This window comes from Nonomuraea rosea (genome assembly GCF_039539705.1).
Classification (GTDB): Bacteria; Actinomycetota; Actinomycetes; order Streptosporangiales; family Streptosporangiaceae; genus Nonomuraea; species Nonomuraea rosea.
The window spans coordinates 127,340-143,601 of record NZ_BAABDQ010000028.1; the positions used below are offsets into that span (position 1 = coordinate 127,340).

Genomic DNA, 16,262 nt, shown 5'->3' on the forward strand with positions numbered 1-16,262 from the left:
TGAGGTGTTTATCCCGGATTGTCCAAAAAATTCGACAGAATCGGTAGATGGCGTCCTATCAGGTGAAACAGGAATAGCGGATCGTTCCACGAGCCGCTTCCGGACTCGCAGAAAAGATCGAATGGCCAGTATCATCAGTAACTGAAGTCTCGCCGCTACCTCCTTTCCCAAAACGGACAAACATCGGGATTCTTGCAGGTCCTTAAATTTTCACGATATAGCGGCACCTAGACATTGCAACCACAAGTGTGAGCTTCGCGATAAAGACCGGCCATTTGGTGCTACGGTCAAGCCCTGTTGTGCGTCAGGCACACAGCCCCCGGGAGCAGAAGCCACCCGGTTCCCCCCTGGCTCCATCTGAAGGGAGTCCCTGACATGAGGCTTGGCCGTCCCGCCAGGGCCGCCATCATCGGGTTCGCTCTCACACTCGGCGCCGTGGCGTGCAGCAGCGGCGGAACTACGACCGCCAGCGCCCCGCCGTCCGCATCCGCGAGCGGTGGCCTGGAGAAGACAAAGCTCAAGATCGCAACCCTGCCGGCCATCGACAGTGCCGCCCTCTACGTGGCCATCGATCAGAAGCTCTTCGAGCAGGAGGGCCTGGAGGTCACGCCACAGGTCGTCCAGGCCGCTCCCGAGGCCATCCCCATGCTGCTGAACGGCGAGATCGACGCCATGTTCGGCAACTACGTGTCCATGTTCGCGGCGCACGACAAGCAGGCACTGAAGCTGCGCATCCTGGCCGAGGGCTCTCGCGCGGCCCCCGACTCGCTCAGCATCATGGCTCTGCCCGGCTCCCCCATCAAGACGGCCAAGGACCTCGAAGGCAAGACGATCAACGTGAACGTCCTGCACAACTTCCAGGAGCTGGCACTGACCCAGGTGCTCAAGGCCAACAACGTCGATCCGGGCACGATCAAATACGTCCCGGTGACGTTCCAGAACATCATGTCCTCCTGGAAGGGCGGCCAGATCGACGCCGCCTACCTGGGCGAGCCGATGGTCACGGCGGCCACCTCGGCGATGGGCGCGCGCAAGATCCTCGACCCGGCGTCGGGACCCGCGGCGGAGTTCCCGATCTCCGGCTACGTCAGCACACAAGAGTGGTACGACAAGAACCCGAAGGTCTCCGCGGCCTTCCAGCGGGCCATCCACAACGCGGCCAAGCTGATGGAGAACAACCGTGAAGTGGTGGCCAAGGTGCTGCCGACCTTCACGCAGATCGACGCGGCGACGGCGGCGACCGTCACGTTCCCGTTCTTCTCCAGCAACGACAATCCGGTCCGCCTCCAGCGGGTGGCCGACTGGATGCTGGAGGCCAAGTGGCTCATGAAGGCGATCGACGTCAAGTCGCTGATGTCGCCCACCACCTCCGGGTGAGCGCTCAGAGCCTGGCGCCCGTCCGCCCGGCGACCAGCGCCACGCGCTGGTCACGCCGGGCGGCGGGGGCCCTCGCCTTCGCCTCGCTGATCGAGCTGCTCAGCCGCACCGGCCTGGTCGATCCCGAGATCCTGCCGCCCGCCACGGAGATCGTGGGGCGCGCGATCACCCTGATGTCCGACCCCCTCTTCCACGCGCACGCCCTGACGAGCCTGCTGGCCTGGGCCATCGGGCTCGGGCTCGCGACCGTGCTCGCGGTGCCGCTCGGGCTGCTGCTCGGCAGCGTGCCGATCATCGACGCCGCCACCCGCTCGGTGGTGGAGTTCCTGCGGCCGATCCCGTCGGTGGCGCTCATCCCCCTGGTGGCGCTGGTGATCGGGACGGGCCTGCAACTGCGGGTCACGCTGGTGGTCTACGCCTCGCTGTGGCCCATCCTCTACAACACGATGTACGGTCTGCGCGGCGTCGACCCCGTGGCCAAGGAGACCCTGCGGTCCTACGGCTTCGGCCGGCTCTCCGTGCTGCTGCGCGTGTCCCTGCCGTCGTCGGCGCCGTTCATCACGACCGGGTTCCGGCTGGCCGCCGGGGTCGCGCTCATCCTGACCGTCAGCACCGAGATCGTGGCCGGGCGGGGCGAGGGCATCGGCGTGTTCATCTTCTTCGCCGGCATCGCCGTGCCCGCGCGGATGACCGACATTCTGGCCGGGGTGTTCTGGGTGGGCCTGTTCGGGGTCCTGGTGAACGCGCTCCTGGTCGCCGGCGAGCGCCGGGCGTTCCGCTGGCACCACGCGCGGTTGGGAGAGCAGGGATGAAGACCTCGGCTCGCATCACCACGAGAGATGCCACAAGGGCTGCCACGGGGACACCGGGCAAGCACCGTCCGGCCCCCGTCCGGCGCCGGAGGGGCCGCCTGCGCGCGGCGGCGTTCCGGTGGCTGGTGCTGGTCGTGCTCGTCGCCGTCTGGGAGGCGGCGACGAGGGTGGCGGGCAGCACGTTCTTCCCGCCGCCCAGCACGATCGTGACGCGGATGCACGCGATGTGGTTCTCCGGCCCGCCCGGCAGGCTGTTCCTGACCGACCTGGCCGTGGACAACATCCTGCCGAGCCTGGGCAGGATGGCCGCCGGGTTCGCCGGTGGCGCGCTGGCCGGGGTGGCGCTCGGGCTGGCGCTGGGGCTGTCGTCCAGGACGTACGACTATCTCGACGGGGTGCTGCAGTTCCTGCGGGCGATCCCGCCGCCCGCGCTGGTGACGGTCTTCCTGGTGGTGTTCGGGTTCGGGCTGCGGATGCAGCTGGCGTTCATCATGTTCAGCATCGTGTGGCCGGTGCTGCTCAACACCGCCGACGGCGCCCGTTCCGTCGAGCCGCTGCACCTGCAGACGTGCCAGGTGTTCCGGCTGTCGAGAGCCGAGCGGCTGATCCGGGTGGTCCTCCCGTCGGCGCTGCCCAAGATGTTCGCGGGGCTGCGGCTGGCGCTGTCGCTCTCCCTGATCGTCATGGTGTTCGCCGAGCTCCTGCCCGGCACCACGAACGGCATCGGGTTCCAGCTCACCGACGCCTACTCGACGTTCGACCTGCCCGCCATGTGGGCCGCGATCGTGCTGCTCGGGGTGCTGGGCTACCTGCTCAACGAGGTGTTCCTGATCGTCGAGCGCCGCGTGCTGGCCTGGCACCACGCCGCCACGCAGACGGCCGGCTAGCGTCCCCGTCGACCTCGCGGGGCCGATGATCTTCTCATCCGATGGGGGCGTCGTGCGGACGATGATCGTGGGTGGCGGCATCGGCGGGCTCACCACGGCGTTGAGCCTGCACGCGGCCGGGCTGGAGTGCGTCGTGGTGGAGGCGGCCGGCCCGCTGCGGCCGCTCGGCGTGGGCATCAACCTGCAGCCGCACGCCGTGCGCGAGCTGAGCGAGCTGGGGCTGGACGACGTGCTCGCGGAGCTCGGGGTGGAGACGAGCTTCATGACGATCGCCGACCGGCACGGCAACGTCATCCTGGCGTTGCCCCGCGGGCGCGCGGCCGGCTACCGGTGGCCGCAGTACAGCATCCACCGGGGCGAGCTGCAGATGGCGCTGCTCGCGGCGGTCGAGGAGCGGGCCGGGCCGGTGCGCACAGGGGTCAGGTTCGAGGGGTTCGAGCAGGACGGCGACGGGGTGAGCGTCACCCTGCGGCAGGGCGGGCGGGTGCTGCGGGAGCGGGTGGACGTGCTGGTCGGCGCGGACGGGCTGCAGTCCGCCGTACGCGCCCGGCTGCACGATCCGGCCGGCGATCCGCTGTTGTGGGACGGGATCAGGATGTGGCGCGGGGTCGCGCGGGGCGAGCCGATCCTGGACGGGGCGACGGTGCTGGCCGGCGGGTCGAACGCGACCAGCAAATTCGTGACTTATCACATTTCGGTCCGTGAACCCCGGCTGATCAATTGGGTGGCCGAAGTGAAGGTGGCCGAGCCGGGAGCCGTTCCGGAGGCCGATTGGTCCCGCGCGGGCAGCCTGGACGACGTGGCCGTGCATTTCGCGGACTGGAAATACCCGCTCGCCGACATCCCGGCGCTGCTGACCGCCACCGAACGAATCCTGGAATATCCGATGGTGGATCGGAATCCGCTGCCGCACTGGGGCGAGGGGCGGGTGACCCTGCTCGGGGACGCGGCGCACCCCATGTATCCCGTCGGGTCCAACGGCGGCTCCCAGGCCGTCCTCGATGCCCGGGTACTGGCCAGATGCCTGGCCACGGACGGGGATCCGGCTCGGGCGCTGGCGGCGTACGAGGAGGAGCGGCGGCCACCCACGTCGGCGCTGGTGCTGGCGCACCGGGCGCTGCCGATCGAGCAGACGATCAGGCTGGTGACCGAGCGGGCGCCCGGCGGGTTCTGCGACATCGCGGACGTGCTGACCGAGCAGGAGCTGGCCGGCATGGCGGCCGCGCAGCGCCGCATCTCGGACGCGGACGTGCGCGCACTGAACACGCGGGAGTCGTGGAGTGTCCGCTGAGCGCGGGTATACCCGTCAGAGCAATGACAGTGGCGAAGTCCCGAGAGTAAGATCGCGCCCTGAAGAGGTTTACCTGACTGACATGTCCCGCTTTTCCCACTCCGATAGAGTGATTTCCGGCTTTGACCTTGTCGCCGTGTTGTCCGCGGTCTCGCCCCCTAGGAATTCCATGCTCGAGATAGACAACCTCTCCCACGTTTACGGTGGCGGCAGCCCGAACGCGCACCACGCCATCGAAGGCCTCAACCTGAGCGTCGCCGAGGGCGAGCTGCTGTGCATCGTCGGGCCCTCGGGCTGCGGGAAGTCGACCCTGCTCCGGTCGATCGCCGGTCTCATCACGCCGACGGGCGGGCAGGTCAGGGTCGAGGGCGAGCTCGTCCGCCAGACGCCGGACAACCTGGCCGTGGTGTTCCAGGACTACAGCCGTTCGCTGTTCCCGTGGATGTCGGTGGCCGACAACGTGGCGCTGCCGCTGCGCCGCAAGAGCATGGACAAGCGCCAGCGCCGCGAGGCCGCCCAGGAGGCGCTGGATTCGGTGGGCCTGTCGGGGGCGGGGCGCAAATACCCGTTCCAGCTCTCGGGCGGCATGCAGCAGCGGGTGGCGATCGCGCGGGCGCTGGCCTACCGGCCGACGCTGATGCTGATGGACGAGCCGTTCGGCTCGGTGGACGCGCAGACCCGGGAGGACCTGGAGGACCTGGTGCTCAAGGTCCGCGGACACCACCAGATGACGATCGTGCTCATCACGCACGACATCGACGAGAGCGTCTACGTGGGCGACCGCGTGGTGGTGCTGTCGAAGGCGCCCGCGCACGTGGTGGGCGACCTCAAGGTGAGTCTGCCCGGCCCGCGTGACCAGATCACGACCCGCGAGCACCCCGACTTCGTCCACCTCCGCGCCGAGGTGGGCCGCCTGGTCCGCGGTCACGCGACCGTATAGGTCGTTCCCGGCTTTCCGCTGGACGCCGCCGGCATTCTCGGCGGCGTCCAGTCGCGTTATGGGGTCAGGCGTTCGCGTAGCGGGTGGCCAGGCTGTGCAGGAGGTCGCGTAGCTCCGGCGGGTCCAGGACGGTGAAGGGCACGCCGAGAGTGCCCAGGAACGCGGCCACGTTGTGCAGCGTCTCGCCGCCCGTCTCCAGCACCCCGTCGTCGTGCAGAAGGCCCACGGTCGGCGGCAGGATCTCGGAAAGCCGCTCCATCGGGGCGTGCAGGTGCACGCGCGCCTGATACGGCCAGGCCGTCGAGCCGACGCCGCGCACGACGTGGGTGGCCGCGTCGCTCGGAGGCTCACGCGGGGTGAAGCGGGGGCCGTTCGGGATGCGGAGGCGGATGCGGTCGGCGCGGAACGTACGCCAGTCGGCCCGGCCGGTGTCCCAGGCCAGCAGGTACCAGCGGCGGCCGGTGTAGACCAGCCGATGCGGCTCGGCGGCCCGCGTGGCCTCGGTGCCGTCGTGCCCCCGGTAGTCGAAACGCAGCTGCTCGTGGTCCCTGATGGCGGCCGAGATGGCGGTGAGCGTCTCGGCCGCGACCGTGGGGCCGCGCCCCGCGACCGACACGGTGGCCGCGTCCATGGCGTCGATGCGGTGCCGCAGCCGTGACGGCAGCATTTGCTGGAGCTTGGTGAGGGCGCGCAGCGAGGTCTCCTCGATGCCGGACACCGTGCCGGCCGCGGCCGCGTGCAGGCTGACCGCCACGGCCACCGCCTCCTCGTCGTCCAGGATCAGCGGGGGCAGCGCCGCGCCCGCGCCGAGCCGGTAGCCGCCGGCCGTGCCGGTGGTGGAGTGGATCTGGTAGCCGAGGATGCGCAGCCGCTCGACGTCGTTGCGGACGGTCCTGGTGGTCACGTCGAGCCGCCGGGCCAGCTCGCCGCCCGGCCAGTCGGGACGCGACTGCAGGAGGGACAGCAGGCGCAGGAGCCGGACCGAGGTTTCTAACATATTCCGCATTCTGCCCGACGTTGAGGAACCGTACGTTCCTCAACAGCTCATAACGTACGGGAAAGAACGCAAACGAAGGAGCAGACATGCTGCGAGGACCCGCCACCATCAACATCTGGGCCGACGACGTGGCCGCGGCCGGGAAATGGTACGCCGAGCTGCTCGGCGTCGAGCCGTACTTCGAGCGTCCCGGTGACGGGCAGCCGGCCGCCTACCTGGAGTTCAGGATCGGGGACCACCAGGCCGAGCTGGGCCTGATCGACCGGAGCTACGCCCCGCCCGGCACGGCCACGACTCCGGGGGGCGCGGTGGTCCACTGGCACGTCGACGACGTCCAGGCCGCTCTCGACCGGCTGCTGTCGCTGGGCGCCACGCCGCACATGCCGCTCACCGAGCGCGGGCCTGGGTTCGTCACCGCCTCGGTGATCGACCCGTTCGGCAACGTGCTGGGCGTCATGTACAACGTGCACTACCTGGAGATGCTGGACCGATGATGCACTTCGCGGACGCCGCCGCATGGGAGTCGTGGCTGGCCGGGCACCACGAGGACGAGGACGACGCGTGGCTGATGATCGCCAAGAAGGGCTCCCCCGTCACCACGCTCACCATCGTCGAGGCGCTGGAGGTGGCGCTGTGCCACGGCTGGATCGACAGCCGGCGCAGGTCCCTGGACGAGCACTGCTACCTGCAGCGGTACTCGCGCCGGCGCAAGGGCAGCCCGTGGTCGCGGAAGAACGTCGAGCGGGTGGAGGCGCTGACCGCCGCCGGGCGGATGCGGCCGTCCGGCCTGGCGGAGGTCGCCGCGGCCCAGGGCGACGGACGGTGGGCGGCGGCCTACGCGGCCCAGCGTGACGCGACCGTCCCGCCCGACCTGGCCGCCGCCCTGGCGGCCAGGCCGCCGGCGGCGGCCCGCTTCGCGTCGCTCGACAAGACGGGGCGCTACCTGCTGATCCTGCCGCTGCTGAAGGCGCGGACCCCGGCCGGGCGCGCGGCCCGCCTGGAGAAAACGGTCTCCGGCCTCCTGAGCCCGTCGTCCTAGCCGCGCACAGACCTCATCGCTCAATGGCGGGCGGGCTTCCCGTCGCGGGCCTGGGTAAAGGGGTTGCGGAGGCCGGGAGGATGGACGGATGGACAGACAACGGCTCAGCGCCATCGCCCACGGCGACCACCCGATCGCGGCGCCCATCACGCCGGCCAACCTTGACCGGCTGCTGCTCAGGGCAGCCCTGCCCGAAGGCGCGCGGATCCTCGATCTGGGCTGTGGCGAGGGCGAGTGGTCGCTGCGTGCGCTGGAGCTCGTCCCGTCCTCCGTGGCGGACGGCGTGGACTACTCCGAGCACGCCGTGTCGTCGGCGGAGCGCGCCGCCGCCGCGCGCGGCCTGTCCGACCGGCTGTCGCCGCACCTCATGCCGGCCGCGGACTTCGCCGCCGCCGAGCCGTACGACCTGGTCCTCTGCGTGGGCTCGACGCACGCGTTCGGCGGGTTGAAGGAGACGATGGAGACCGTCGCCAGGTTCGTCAAACCCGGCGGGCTGGCCTTGATCGGGGAGGGCTTCTGGGCCCGGCCGCCGAGCCCCGAGCTGGCCGAGGCGATCGGGACCTACCCCGACCTGGCCGGTACGGTGGCCCAGGCGGAGTCCGGCGGCTGGCTGACCGTCTACGCCCACGTGAGCGATCTGGCCGAGTGGGACGAGTACGAATGGTCCTGGACCGGCACCCTGGCCCGCTGGGCCGCCGCGAACCCGGGCCCCGACGGCGAGCAGGCCCTGGCCGCCATGCGGGAGCATCGGGACATCTGGCTCAACGGTTACCGCGACGTGCTCGGCTTCGTCACCCTGCTGCTCCGGCGCATGTGACGGGCCACGTCAGAAGCGTCGGTCCGCGGCACGTGTAACGGGCCACGTCAGAAGCCGCCGGTCAGCGGCACGCGTGACGGGGCCGCGTCAGAAGAAGCCACCGGTCAGCGGCATGGCATGCCGCTGACCGACGTCACGAAATCCCGTTGATCAGCTTCACGATCGGACGCTGGTCAACGTCGTGAAGCTGATCAACGTCACGGGCTGCCGTTGATCAGGGCCAGGGCCAGGGTGGGGCTGAAGGTACCGGCCGGGGTCGTGCCGCCGATGCCGCAGGCGCCGTCGGAGTCGCCCGGCACCTTGACCCAGAGCAGGAACTCGGCGCCACTCGCCGGCCGCGTGGGGGCGGTCCCGAGCTTGCGTTTCGGCGGGTTGCACCAGTTGTCCTCAGGCGTCGAGTCGACGTAGGGGCCGTTGCCGTTCCTGCTGGTGTCGATCACGTACTTCTTGGCGCCCACCGTGCCGGACAGGTGAGAGTTGACCGCGACCGCGTACGTCTCGCTGTCGGCCGTGGTGATGTAGTTGGAGACGTTCAGCGAGAACCCGCGCGTGGTGGCGATGCCCGACTTGACCAGCAGCGGCGCCATGTCGGCCGCCTTGATCCAGGTGGCGTTGCCGGCGTCGAGGTAGACCCAGGCGTTCGGGGCCTGGTCGCGCAGCACCTGCGTGGCGTCCGCCAGGATCCGGTACTGCTCCTCCGGGTCCTTGCCGATCTTGACCAGGCACCCGGCCGCGGCGACCGCGTCGGGCTCCAGCACGACGATCGCGTGCCGGCTGCCGATCGCCTTGGCGAACTCGGTGATCCAGTTGTGGTACGCGGCGGCGTCCGCCGCCCCGCCGTTCGACTGGGTGGCGCAGGCGTCCCGGTTCGGGATGTTGTAGGCCACCAGCATCGGCAGCCGGTCCGCGGCCTGCGCGGCTCCGACGTAGCGGTCCACGGCCAGCGTGAGGTCGCCGAACCAGCCGCCGAACCACTCGAAGATCGGCTTGTTCGCGATGCCGGCCCTGATGGCGTCCGCGGTCGTGCCGGAGTTCTGGTCGGCCCACCTGGCCGGGTTCGACTGGTTGTAGACGAACAGCGCCGTCGGGCGGGTCGTCTGCGTCTCCATCAGCGAGACGTTGTCGAAGCGCACCACCGGGGTGCCGCCGGACCCGCCGAGCTGGAAGGTGACCTCGGCGGCCGTGCTCGTGGTGGCCGTGGCCGCCACGAACGGGATGCTGTACCGCCTGCTTCCCGTGGTCAGCTGCACGTCGGCGGACAGCGACTGGTTGCTGCTCGGCGTGGCGGTGTACTGGACGGTGGTGCGGGCCCGGTAGGCGAGCGTGGAGTAGGCGTCGAACGAGAGCGTGTAGCTCTTGCCGGGGTTCAGGGCGGCCGTGGTGGGGGCGGCCACCATGGCGTCCCACGGGTTGGCCACGACGGCCTTGACGTCCACCCGCATGCGCTCGGCCTCGGCCGTGACCGTGGTCTGGCCGATGGCGGCCCATGGGCTGGTGGAGGTGGTGAAAGCGCCGTTCTGGATGAGCTGGGCGGCAGCCGATGCGGGCTGCGGAAGGACGAGGACGGCCGTGAGGACGGCGGATAAAGCTGCGGTTCTGCGGAATCGCACGTGATCACCTTTCGGCGGGGTCGCCGTTGATCATTACTGACGGTGATTCCCGCGGTCAAGGGATCCGGCACAGGTCGTCCATGCGAGTTCGCCCGGCGTTCACGCCGGCGGCTCACCACCCCCCAGGCCGGGCGAGGGTGGGAGCCGCCGTCGGCCCGGTTACACGGGCGTATGCATGTGGCGGGTCAAAGCGTGTTCCACCAGCGTGATCAGGGTGGATTTGACCGAGTCGCGCGCCCGGGCGTCCAGCCGCACGATCGGGGTGTGCCCGCCGATCGACAGCGCCTCGCGGAGCTCGTCCTCCGCGTGGGCGAACTGGCCGTCCCAGCCGTTGATGCCGATCACGAACGGCAGCTTCGCCTCTTCGAAATAGTCGATGGCGGGGAAGCTGTCGGCCAGCCGGCGGGTGTCCACCAGCACGACCGCGCCGATGGCCCCGCGTACGAGGTCGTCCCACATGAACCAGAACCGGTGCTGCCCGGGCGTCCCGAACAGGTACAGGATCAGGTCACGGTCGAGCGAGACGCGGCCGAAGTCCATGGCGACGGTCGTGGTCGTCTTGTTGGGAGTGAGGGAGACGTCGTCGACGTGCGCGGAGGCGTCCGTCATCACCGCTTCCGTGGTGAGCGGCAGGATCTCCGAGACCGCTCCTACGAATGTCGTCTTCCCCACGCCGAAGCCTCCGGCCACGACGATCTTCGTCGAGGTTAGGCCGGGGCTAGAGCCTGCGAAGTCCACTGAGCACCCTTTCGAGCAAGTTGAGGTCCGGCTTTCCCGCGTCCAGCGCAGGCTGGTGCACGCGGATCAGGCCCTCCGACGCCATGTCGGCGATCAGCACCCGGACCACACCAAGAGGCTGGCGTAAAAGGGCGGAGATCTCAGCAACCGACCTGACGTTCCGGGTCAGCTGGATGATCGCCTGATACTCCGGACTTAGTAGGGAAATGTCTTGGTATTCCGACGTCACGGAGGACACCAAAGCCTCCATGGCGAACTTCATCCGAGGCGCGGTACGCCCCCCGGTCACGGCATAGGGCCGTACCAGGGAGCTCGGCTTCTGCGGACGGGGAGCCGCCGGATGCGGCGGAGTGCTATCACCAGCCCAACCCTGACCTGACACCATGTTCTCCTGTCACCCCCCGGGCTAGCGAGGGCGGGTCGCTTGCAGCTCAGCGCGTACGGCCGGAGTCAACACCTGACCTGCCCGCTCGACCAGCAGGGTCATCTGGTAGGCCACCAGACCCATGTCGCAGTCGGGGGCCGCCAGGACCGCCAAACAGGACCCGTCGCTGATCGACATGATCATCAGGAGCCCACGCTGCATCTCGATAACGGTCTGCGAAACCATACCGCCTTCGAAAACCCGCGCGGCGCCCTGGGTCAAGCTGATCACACCCGAGGCCACCGCGGCGAGCTGGTCGGCCCTGTCCTTGGGAAAACCCTCGGAGAAGGCCAGTGGCAACCCGTCAGACGACACCACTACCGTGTGAGCGACGCCTGGCACGTTGTTCACGAAGTCCGTGATCAGCCAGCTGATACCGCGCGCTCCCTGGCTCATCTCTCTCATTTGTCCTCCTCATTTTCGTCTCCGCGGGTGAACGCCCGGCCTTGCCTGACACCCTGCTGGAAGCTGGAGAGCCGGCTGCGCAACCGCTCAGGTGAGATCTGCGGCGCCGGTGACGATAGGGCCTGGGGCTCGGCGAGGCTCGCCGTGCCAGGGACCAGGTTGGCCTTGGGAACGCGACGCGGCAAGCCCGATTGCGTCGTGCCGCCCTGGGCCGGCTGCGCGGCGGCCTGCGCGGCCTGGAAGCCGGAGTCCGCGGGCGAGGACCAGGTCGCCCCGGCGCCCGACGCGCCCGGCCTGCGCTGCGGCAGGCCCGAGCTGCTGGTCGTCCCCGCGGCGGGCGTCCCGTGTGCGGCGGCCGGAGGCAGCCCGGCTGGGGGCTGCTCGGCGGGCACGGCCGGGTGCACGGCGGTGATCTCCGGTGCGGCCTCGGGCTCGTACGGCTCGTAAGCCGGCCTGATCTGCTCGGGGTCCGGCCGCCGGAACCAGTCGGAGCCGACCGACGAGAAGATCGGCAGGAACTCCTCGCCCGGCTCCTCCATGGGCGAGCTGCGCACCACGGGCAGCGGGCCGGTCATGTCCTGCGAGGAGTAGTCGCCCGGGCCGAACGGGCCGTAGGTGGTCTGCCCGTTCTGCTCGAACTGGTCGGCGGGCTTGAGCTCCTCGTTGAACGGCGACTGGTACTGCTCGCCGAACTGGGCCCTGGGCCGCTCCTCCGCGTCGAACAGCGACCTGCGCGGCGCCGGGTCCGCGAAGGACGTCCACCGCGGCTCCTCCTCCTGCTGCTGCGGCGGTGGCGGCTCCGTCGCGAACGACGGCCAGCGCGGCTCGCCCTCCTGGAGCGGCGGCGGCTGCTCGGCGAACGACGGCCACCGGTTGTCCGCGAACGGCGACGGCGCGGGCTCGGCCGGCTGCTCCTCGGCGAACGAGGGCCACCGGTTCTCGGCGAAGGGCTGCTGCGGCACGGCCGGCGGCTCGCCCGCGAAGGACGGCCAGCGCGAATCGTCCTGCGCGCCCTGCGGCTGCTGCTCGGCGTACGGCCGCTCGCCATAGGGCTGCTCGTTGTACGGCTGCTCACCGAACGGCCGCTCGCCATGGGGCTGCTCGTTGTACGGCTGCTCACCGAACGGCTGCTGGGCCGCGGGCTGCTCGCCGAACGCGGGCGCCTGCTCGCCGAAGGCCGGCCAGTTGCCGGTCCCCGGCGCGGGCAGCGACCCCGGCCACTGCGTGTCCACCACCCGGTCGGGCGTGTCCATGGGAGGCACCGACGGGTAGGTGCCCGAGCCGTTCTGCGACGGCTGCGTGAACATGCTCGGGTCGAACGTGGTGAACGCCTCGTACTGGCCGCCCTGCTGGGTGCCGGGACCGCCGCTGATCAGCATGTCGGGCATCATGACCAGCGCGCTCAGCCCGCCGGTCTCCCGCATGCTGAGCTGCACCCGGATGCCGTGCCGCAGCGCCAGCCGGCCGACCACGAACAGGCCCATGCGCCGCGAGACCGACACGTCGACCACGGGCGGGTTGGCCAGGCGCCAGTTGGCCTCCGACAGCTCCTCCTGGCTCATCCCGATGCCCAGGTCGTTGATCGACACGAGCACGCCGCCCTCGACGGGGGTGCTGGCGACCTGGACCTTGCTCTCCCTGGGCGAGAAGGAGATGGAGTTCTCGATCAGCTCGGCGAGCAGGTGGACGGCGTCGGTGACGGCCGGGCCGACGATCAGCGTGCCCGACGGGATCTGGATCTGGACCCGCTCGTAGTTCTCGACCTCGGACAGCGAGGCGCGGGCGACGTCGACCAGCGGCACCGGCTCGCTCCACTTGCGCGCGGCCTCCTGGCCGGCGAGGACGAGGAGGTTCTCGCTGTTGCGGCGCATGCGGGTGGCGAGGTGGTCGAGCCTGAACAGGTTCGAGAGCCGCTGCTCGTCCTCTTCACCCTGCTCCAGGCCCTCGATGAGCTGCAGCTGCCGCTCGACCAGGGTCTGGCTGCGACGGGAGAGGTTGACGAACATCGAGTTGACGTTCGCGCGCAGCTTGGCCTCGTCGCCGGCCAGGCGGATCGCCTCGCGGTGGACCTCGTCGAACGCCCGCGCCACTTCACCGATCTCGTCGCGGGTGTTGACGCCGACCGACGGCACCTCGGGCACCTGAGCGCCTTCGCCGGACTCGCGCAGCACGCGGACGGTCTCGGGCAGCCGGCTCGTGGCCACCTGGAGCGCTTCGGCGCGCAGCCGGCGCAGCGGGCGGACCAGCGATCCGGCCACGCGGGTGGTGATGATCAGGACGAGCAGCAGCAGGACGAGGATCAGCGCGCCGGAGATGATGGCGGTGCGCTGCTCGGTGTCGCTCAGGTCCCGGGTGGTGGCCACGATCTTGGTGGCCAGGCTGTCCTCGACCTTGCGCATCGCGCTGCCGGTCGCGGTGGTGCTGTCGAACCAGAGGCTGAGGTCCCGGTGGGTGGTGACGTCGAGGTCCTTGATCCGGTTGAACTCGCGGACCTGGGCGAGCGCGCGCTGCCGCATGGCGTCGGCGCGGTCGACCTGCAGGCCCTTGACCCCGTCCTGGTACGCCTTCAGGTCCTTGGCGTCGGCCTCCAGCTCGAAGGAGGCCAGCTCGGCCTGCTGCTTGTCCCAGGAGCCCAGGAAGTTGGCCCAGTCGTCGCTGTCGAGCTTGCGCTGCACCAGCACCATGATGAGGATGATCTGCTGACGCGAGACCTCCTCCTTCATCCGCTGGAGCGATCCGAGCGCGGCCACGTCACCCTGGAGCGCGTCGTCGCTGACGCCGTCGCCCAGGTCGCCCTGGATGGCGGAGAAGACGTCGATCATCGTGGTGTACGTGCTGATGGCCGCGCGCGGCGGCACGCTCCCGACCATGGAGTCGCGCAGGCTGTCGAGGCCGTCGAGCCAGCGGCGCATGTTCTCGACGCCCTCGCGGACTCGGGTGGAGTACGCGGCGTCGATGCTCGCGGCGGAGGTGAGCACCTGCTTCTTGGCCGAGTCGGTCGCCTGGCGCTGCGTCTTGAGCTGGACGAAGCGCTGGCTCTTGGTGCGGTCGGCGACGTACCACGCGGTGAGCGTGCGTTCCTTGCCGAGCTCGTGGTCGAGGGCGCCGATGCGCTGGACCAGCTCGGCGACCTGGGTCAACCGGCGGTACTCGGCGCTGGTGCCGATGGCGTTGGCCAGCTGCACGCCGGCGAGCAGCACACCCACGACGGTGGGGATGAGGATCAGCGCGACCAGCCTGGAGCGCACACGCCAGTTGCCCAGCCGGAACCGTCCGCCTGTGTACTCCCCTGACCTCGTGTGCCGGGGGTCTTTCGTCCTCACTGAGTCTCGCAACCTCTCGCCGGTACGTGCTCGAAAGAAATCAGACACGCGTGTGGCGCATGGGATTCTGTCCGGCTGGGTAATTGGAACACAACCCGTACCAGATCGGCCAACCGAACATATCCCATCACATGCACCCAAAGGGTCACTTCACGGTGCATTTCGCCGTACACGTTTTCAGGCGGGCCGGAACGAATCCCGTTCGGCCGGTGCCGCGTGCTTCACCATCAGGTGCCGCGTCACCGAGTACTCCTGCACCGCCTCCTGGCTCATGTCCTTGCCGAAGCCGCTGCCCTTCACCCCGCCGTGCGGCGCCTCACTGGCGATGGGCAGATGGTCGTTGACCCAGGTCACGCCCACATCGAGCCGATGTGAGACGCGCATGGCCCTGGAGACGTCACGCGACCACACAGACGAGGCGAGACCGTAGCGGGTGTCGTTGGCGAGCCTGACCGCCTCGTCCTCGCCGTCGAACGGCAGGACCACGAGGACGGGCCCGAAAAGTTCACCTTGGACGATCTCACTCTCCTGTGCGACGTCGCTCACAAGGGTAGGCGGATAGAAGTAGCCAGGTCCGTCAATCGGCACACCTCCGTGCAGAACCCGCCCATTCGCCCTGGAGACGAACCCGTGCACCCGGTCCCGGTGCGCGGCGGAGATCAGCGGGCCGATGTCCGTCGCGGGGTCCCAGGGATCGCCGACGGTGATGTTGGCAAGAGTTGCCCGGATCGCCTCGACCGCTTCCGCGTACACCTCGCGGGCGACGTACACGCGGGTGGCGGCGGTGCAGTCCTGGCCGGTGTTGTACGTGGCGCCCATCGCCACCCCGTGGGCCATCTCCGCCAGGTCGGCGTCCTCGAAGACCAGCGCCGGCGCCTTGCCGCCGAGCTCCAGATGGACGCGCTTGAGCGTGGCGGCGGCGCCGGTCATCACGGCCCGGCCGGTCTCGGTCGAGCCCGTGACGCTGACCATGTCCACGCCGGGGTCGGTGACCAGGGCCTGGCCGACGGCCGCGTCGCCCGTGACGGCCTGTACGAGCCCTTCGGGCGCGCCCGCCTTGGCGAACAGCTCGGCCAGCCGCAGCGTCGTGCGCGGCGTCTGCGGCGCCGGCTTGATCACCACCGCGTTGCCCGCCGCCACCGCCGGTCCGACCTTCCAGACGGCCATGACGAACGGGAAGTTCCACGGCGCGATCGACCCCACCACCCCGACGGGACGGCGCAGCATGACCGAGGTGTAGCCGGGGCTGAACACCCCGGCGCCCGACCCTTCGAGCGAGCGGGCGGCGCCGGCGAAGAAGCGCAGGTTGTCCGCGGCGAACGGCAGCTCGCCGTCCCTGAACACCGCCGCCGGCTTGCCCGTCTCCTCGACCTCGAGCCTGGTCAGCTCGTCGGCGTCGGCCTCCACCAGGTCGGCCAGCCGCAGCAGCAGCCGGGCCCGCTCGGCCGGAGTGGTCTGCGACCACTCCTGGAACGCGCCACGGGCCGCCTGTACGGCCGACGCCACACCCTCCACCGGCGTATCCGGAATTTCGGCACACGGGAGCCCGGTGGCGGGGTTGATCAGTTCACGCATCGGATTACTTCATCTCTCAGGGGGTTG

The 16,262-nt window shown here is 69.8% G+C and carries 15 protein-coding genes; 8 read left to right on the forward strand and 7 right to left on the reverse strand.

The window, feature by feature from the left end; genetic code table 11:
* Positions 1–375 precede the first annotated feature (375 nt).
* The 5 genes from ABEA43_RS44985 to ABEA43_RS45005 all read left to right on the forward strand — a co-directional run bounded on the left by ABEA43_RS44985 (position 376) and on the right by ABEA43_RS45005 (position 5,307).
* On the forward strand, positions 376–1,377 hold the full coding sequence (locus ABEA43_RS44985) for an ABC transporter substrate-binding protein (RefSeq protein ID WP_345572152.1): 1,002 nt from the start codon (positions 376–378) through the stop codon (positions 1,375–1,377).
* Complete coding sequence (locus ABEA43_RS44990) at positions 1,374–2,189, forward strand: ABC transporter permease (RefSeq protein WP_345572155.1); 816 nt, start codon at positions 1,374–1,376, stop codon at positions 2,187–2,189. Before ABEA43_RS44985 ends, ABEA43_RS44990 begins: the two co-directional genes overlap by 4 nt.
* The gene (locus ABEA43_RS44995) at positions 2,186–3,076 is read left to right on the forward strand and encodes an ABC transporter permease (RefSeq protein WP_345572157.1); all 891 of its coding nucleotides are present in this window, start codon (positions 2,186–2,188) and stop codon (positions 3,074–3,076) included. The genes ABEA43_RS44990 and ABEA43_RS44995 overlap by 4 nt, the downstream gene beginning before the upstream one ends.
* 61 nt (positions 3,077–3,137) lie before the next feature.
* On the forward strand, positions 3,138–4,367 hold the full coding sequence (locus ABEA43_RS45000; RefSeq protein ID WP_345572233.1) for a flavin-dependent oxidoreductase: 1,230 nt from the start codon (positions 3,138–3,140) through the stop codon (positions 4,365–4,367).
* 169 nt (positions 4,368–4,536) lie between these two features.
* On the forward strand, positions 4,537–5,307 hold the full coding sequence (locus tag ABEA43_RS45005) for an ABC transporter ATP-binding protein (protein ID WP_345572159.1): 771 nt from the start codon (positions 4,537–4,539) through the stop codon (positions 5,305–5,307).
* Between the two features lie 64 nt (positions 5,308–5,371).
* On the opposite strand, the gene ABEA43_RS45010 is transcribed toward ABEA43_RS45005, so the two are convergent.
* Positions 5,372–6,304, reverse strand: a complete 933-nt coding sequence (locus ABEA43_RS45010; protein ID WP_345572161.1) for a helix-turn-helix transcriptional regulator — start codon at positions 6,302–6,304, stop codon at positions 5,372–5,374.
* 86 nt (positions 6,305–6,390) lie between these two features.
* Here ABEA43_RS45010 and ABEA43_RS45015 point away from each other — a divergent pair, with 86 nt between their 5' ends.
* The 3 genes from ABEA43_RS45015 to ABEA43_RS45025 all read left to right on the forward strand — a co-directional run bounded on the left by ABEA43_RS45015 (position 6,391) and on the right by ABEA43_RS45025 (position 8,160).
* On the forward strand, positions 6,391–6,798 hold the full coding sequence (locus ABEA43_RS45015; protein WP_345572163.1) for a VOC family protein: 408 nt from the start codon (positions 6,391–6,393) through the stop codon (positions 6,796–6,798).
* Positions 6,795–7,343, forward strand: a complete 549-nt coding sequence (locus ABEA43_RS45020) for a YdeI/OmpD-associated family protein (RefSeq protein ID WP_345572165.1) — start codon at positions 6,795–6,797, stop codon at positions 7,341–7,343. Before ABEA43_RS45015 ends, ABEA43_RS45020 begins: the two co-directional genes overlap by 4 nt.
* An 88-nt stretch (positions 7,344–7,431) precedes the next feature.
* Positions 7,432–8,160, forward strand: coding sequence for an SAM-dependent methyltransferase (locus ABEA43_RS45025; RefSeq protein WP_345572167.1), 729 nt, complete (start codon positions 7,432–7,434; stop codon positions 8,158–8,160).
* 197 nt (positions 8,161–8,357) lie between these two features.
* Here the strand turns inward: ABEA43_RS45025 and ABEA43_RS45030 are convergent, their stop codons facing one another.
* From ABEA43_RS45030 to ABEA43_RS45055, 6 genes are all read right to left on the reverse strand, one after another.
* Positions 8,358–9,770: a glycoside hydrolase family 6 protein gene (locus ABEA43_RS45030; protein WP_345572169.1), complete on the reverse strand. Its 1,413-nt coding sequence runs from the start codon at positions 9,768–9,770 to the stop codon at positions 8,358–8,360.
* Positions 9,771–9,929: 159 nt separating this feature from the next.
* Positions 9,930–10,508, reverse strand: a complete 579-nt coding sequence (locus ABEA43_RS45035) for a GTP-binding protein (protein ID WP_345572171.1) — start codon at positions 10,506–10,508, stop codon at positions 9,930–9,932.
* Positions 10,489–10,893, reverse strand: a complete 405-nt coding sequence (locus tag ABEA43_RS45040; protein ID WP_055507219.1) for a DUF742 domain-containing protein — start codon at positions 10,891–10,893, stop codon at positions 10,489–10,491. The genes ABEA43_RS45035 and ABEA43_RS45040 overlap by 20 nt, the downstream gene beginning before the upstream one ends.
* Before the next feature lie 21 nt (positions 10,894–10,914).
* Complete coding sequence (locus ABEA43_RS45045) at positions 10,915–11,337, reverse strand: roadblock/LC7 domain-containing protein (protein ID WP_425570490.1); 423 nt, start codon at positions 11,335–11,337, stop codon at positions 10,915–10,917.
* Positions 11,334–14,660: a sensor histidine kinase gene (locus ABEA43_RS45050; protein ID WP_345572174.1), complete on the reverse strand. Its 3,327-nt coding sequence runs from the start codon at positions 14,658–14,660 to the stop codon at positions 11,334–11,336. Before ABEA43_RS45050 ends, ABEA43_RS45045 begins: the two co-directional genes overlap by 4 nt.
* Before the next feature lie 177 nt (positions 14,661–14,837).
* The gene (locus tag ABEA43_RS45055) at positions 14,838–16,235 is read right to left on the reverse strand and encodes an aminobutyraldehyde dehydrogenase (protein WP_345572176.1); all 1,398 of its coding nucleotides are present in this window, start codon (positions 16,233–16,235) and stop codon (positions 14,838–14,840) included.
* Between the last annotated feature and the right edge of the window lie 27 nt (positions 16,236–16,262).

Excerpts from the sequence above, each read along its gene's own strand:
- ABEA43_RS44985 (WP_345572152.1), top strand. The coding sequence starts at position 376 with ATGAGGCTTGGCCGTCCCGCCAGGGCCGCCATCATCGGGTTCGCTCTC.
- ABEA43_RS44995 (WP_345572157.1), top strand. The coding sequence starts at position 2,186 with ATGAAGACCTCGGCTCGCATCACCACGAGAGATGCCACAAGGGCTGCC.
- ABEA43_RS45000 (WP_345572233.1), top strand. The coding sequence starts at position 3,138 with ATGATCGTGGGTGGCGGCATCGGCGGGCTCACCACGGCGTTGAGCCTG.
- ABEA43_RS45005 (WP_345572159.1), top strand. The coding sequence starts at position 4,537 with ATGCTCGAGATAGACAACCTCTCCCACGTTTACGGTGGCGGCAGCCCG.
- ABEA43_RS45010 (WP_345572161.1), bottom strand. The coding sequence starts at position 6,304 with ATGTTAGAAACCTCGGTCCGGCTCCTGCGCCTGCTGTCCCTCCTGCAG.
- ABEA43_RS45015 (WP_345572163.1), top strand. The coding sequence starts at position 6,391 with ATGCTGCGAGGACCCGCCACCATCAACATCTGGGCCGACGACGTGGCC.
- ABEA43_RS45020 (WP_345572165.1), top strand. The coding sequence starts at position 6,795 with ATGATGCACTTCGCGGACGCCGCCGCATGGGAGTCGTGGCTGGCCGGG.
- ABEA43_RS45025 (WP_345572167.1), top strand. The coding sequence starts at position 7,432 with ATGGACAGACAACGGCTCAGCGCCATCGCCCACGGCGACCACCCGATC.
- ABEA43_RS45040 (WP_055507219.1), bottom strand. The coding sequence starts at position 10,893 with ATGGTGTCAGGTCAGGGTTGGGCTGGTGATAGCACTCCGCCGCATCCG.
- ABEA43_RS45045 (WP_425570490.1), bottom strand. The coding sequence starts at position 11,337 with ATGAGAGAGATGAGCCAGGGAGCGCGCGGTATCAGCTGGCTGATCACG.
- ABEA43_RS45055 (WP_345572176.1), bottom strand. The coding sequence starts at position 16,235 with ATGCGTGAACTGATCAACCCCGCCACCGGGCTCCCGTGTGCCGAAATT.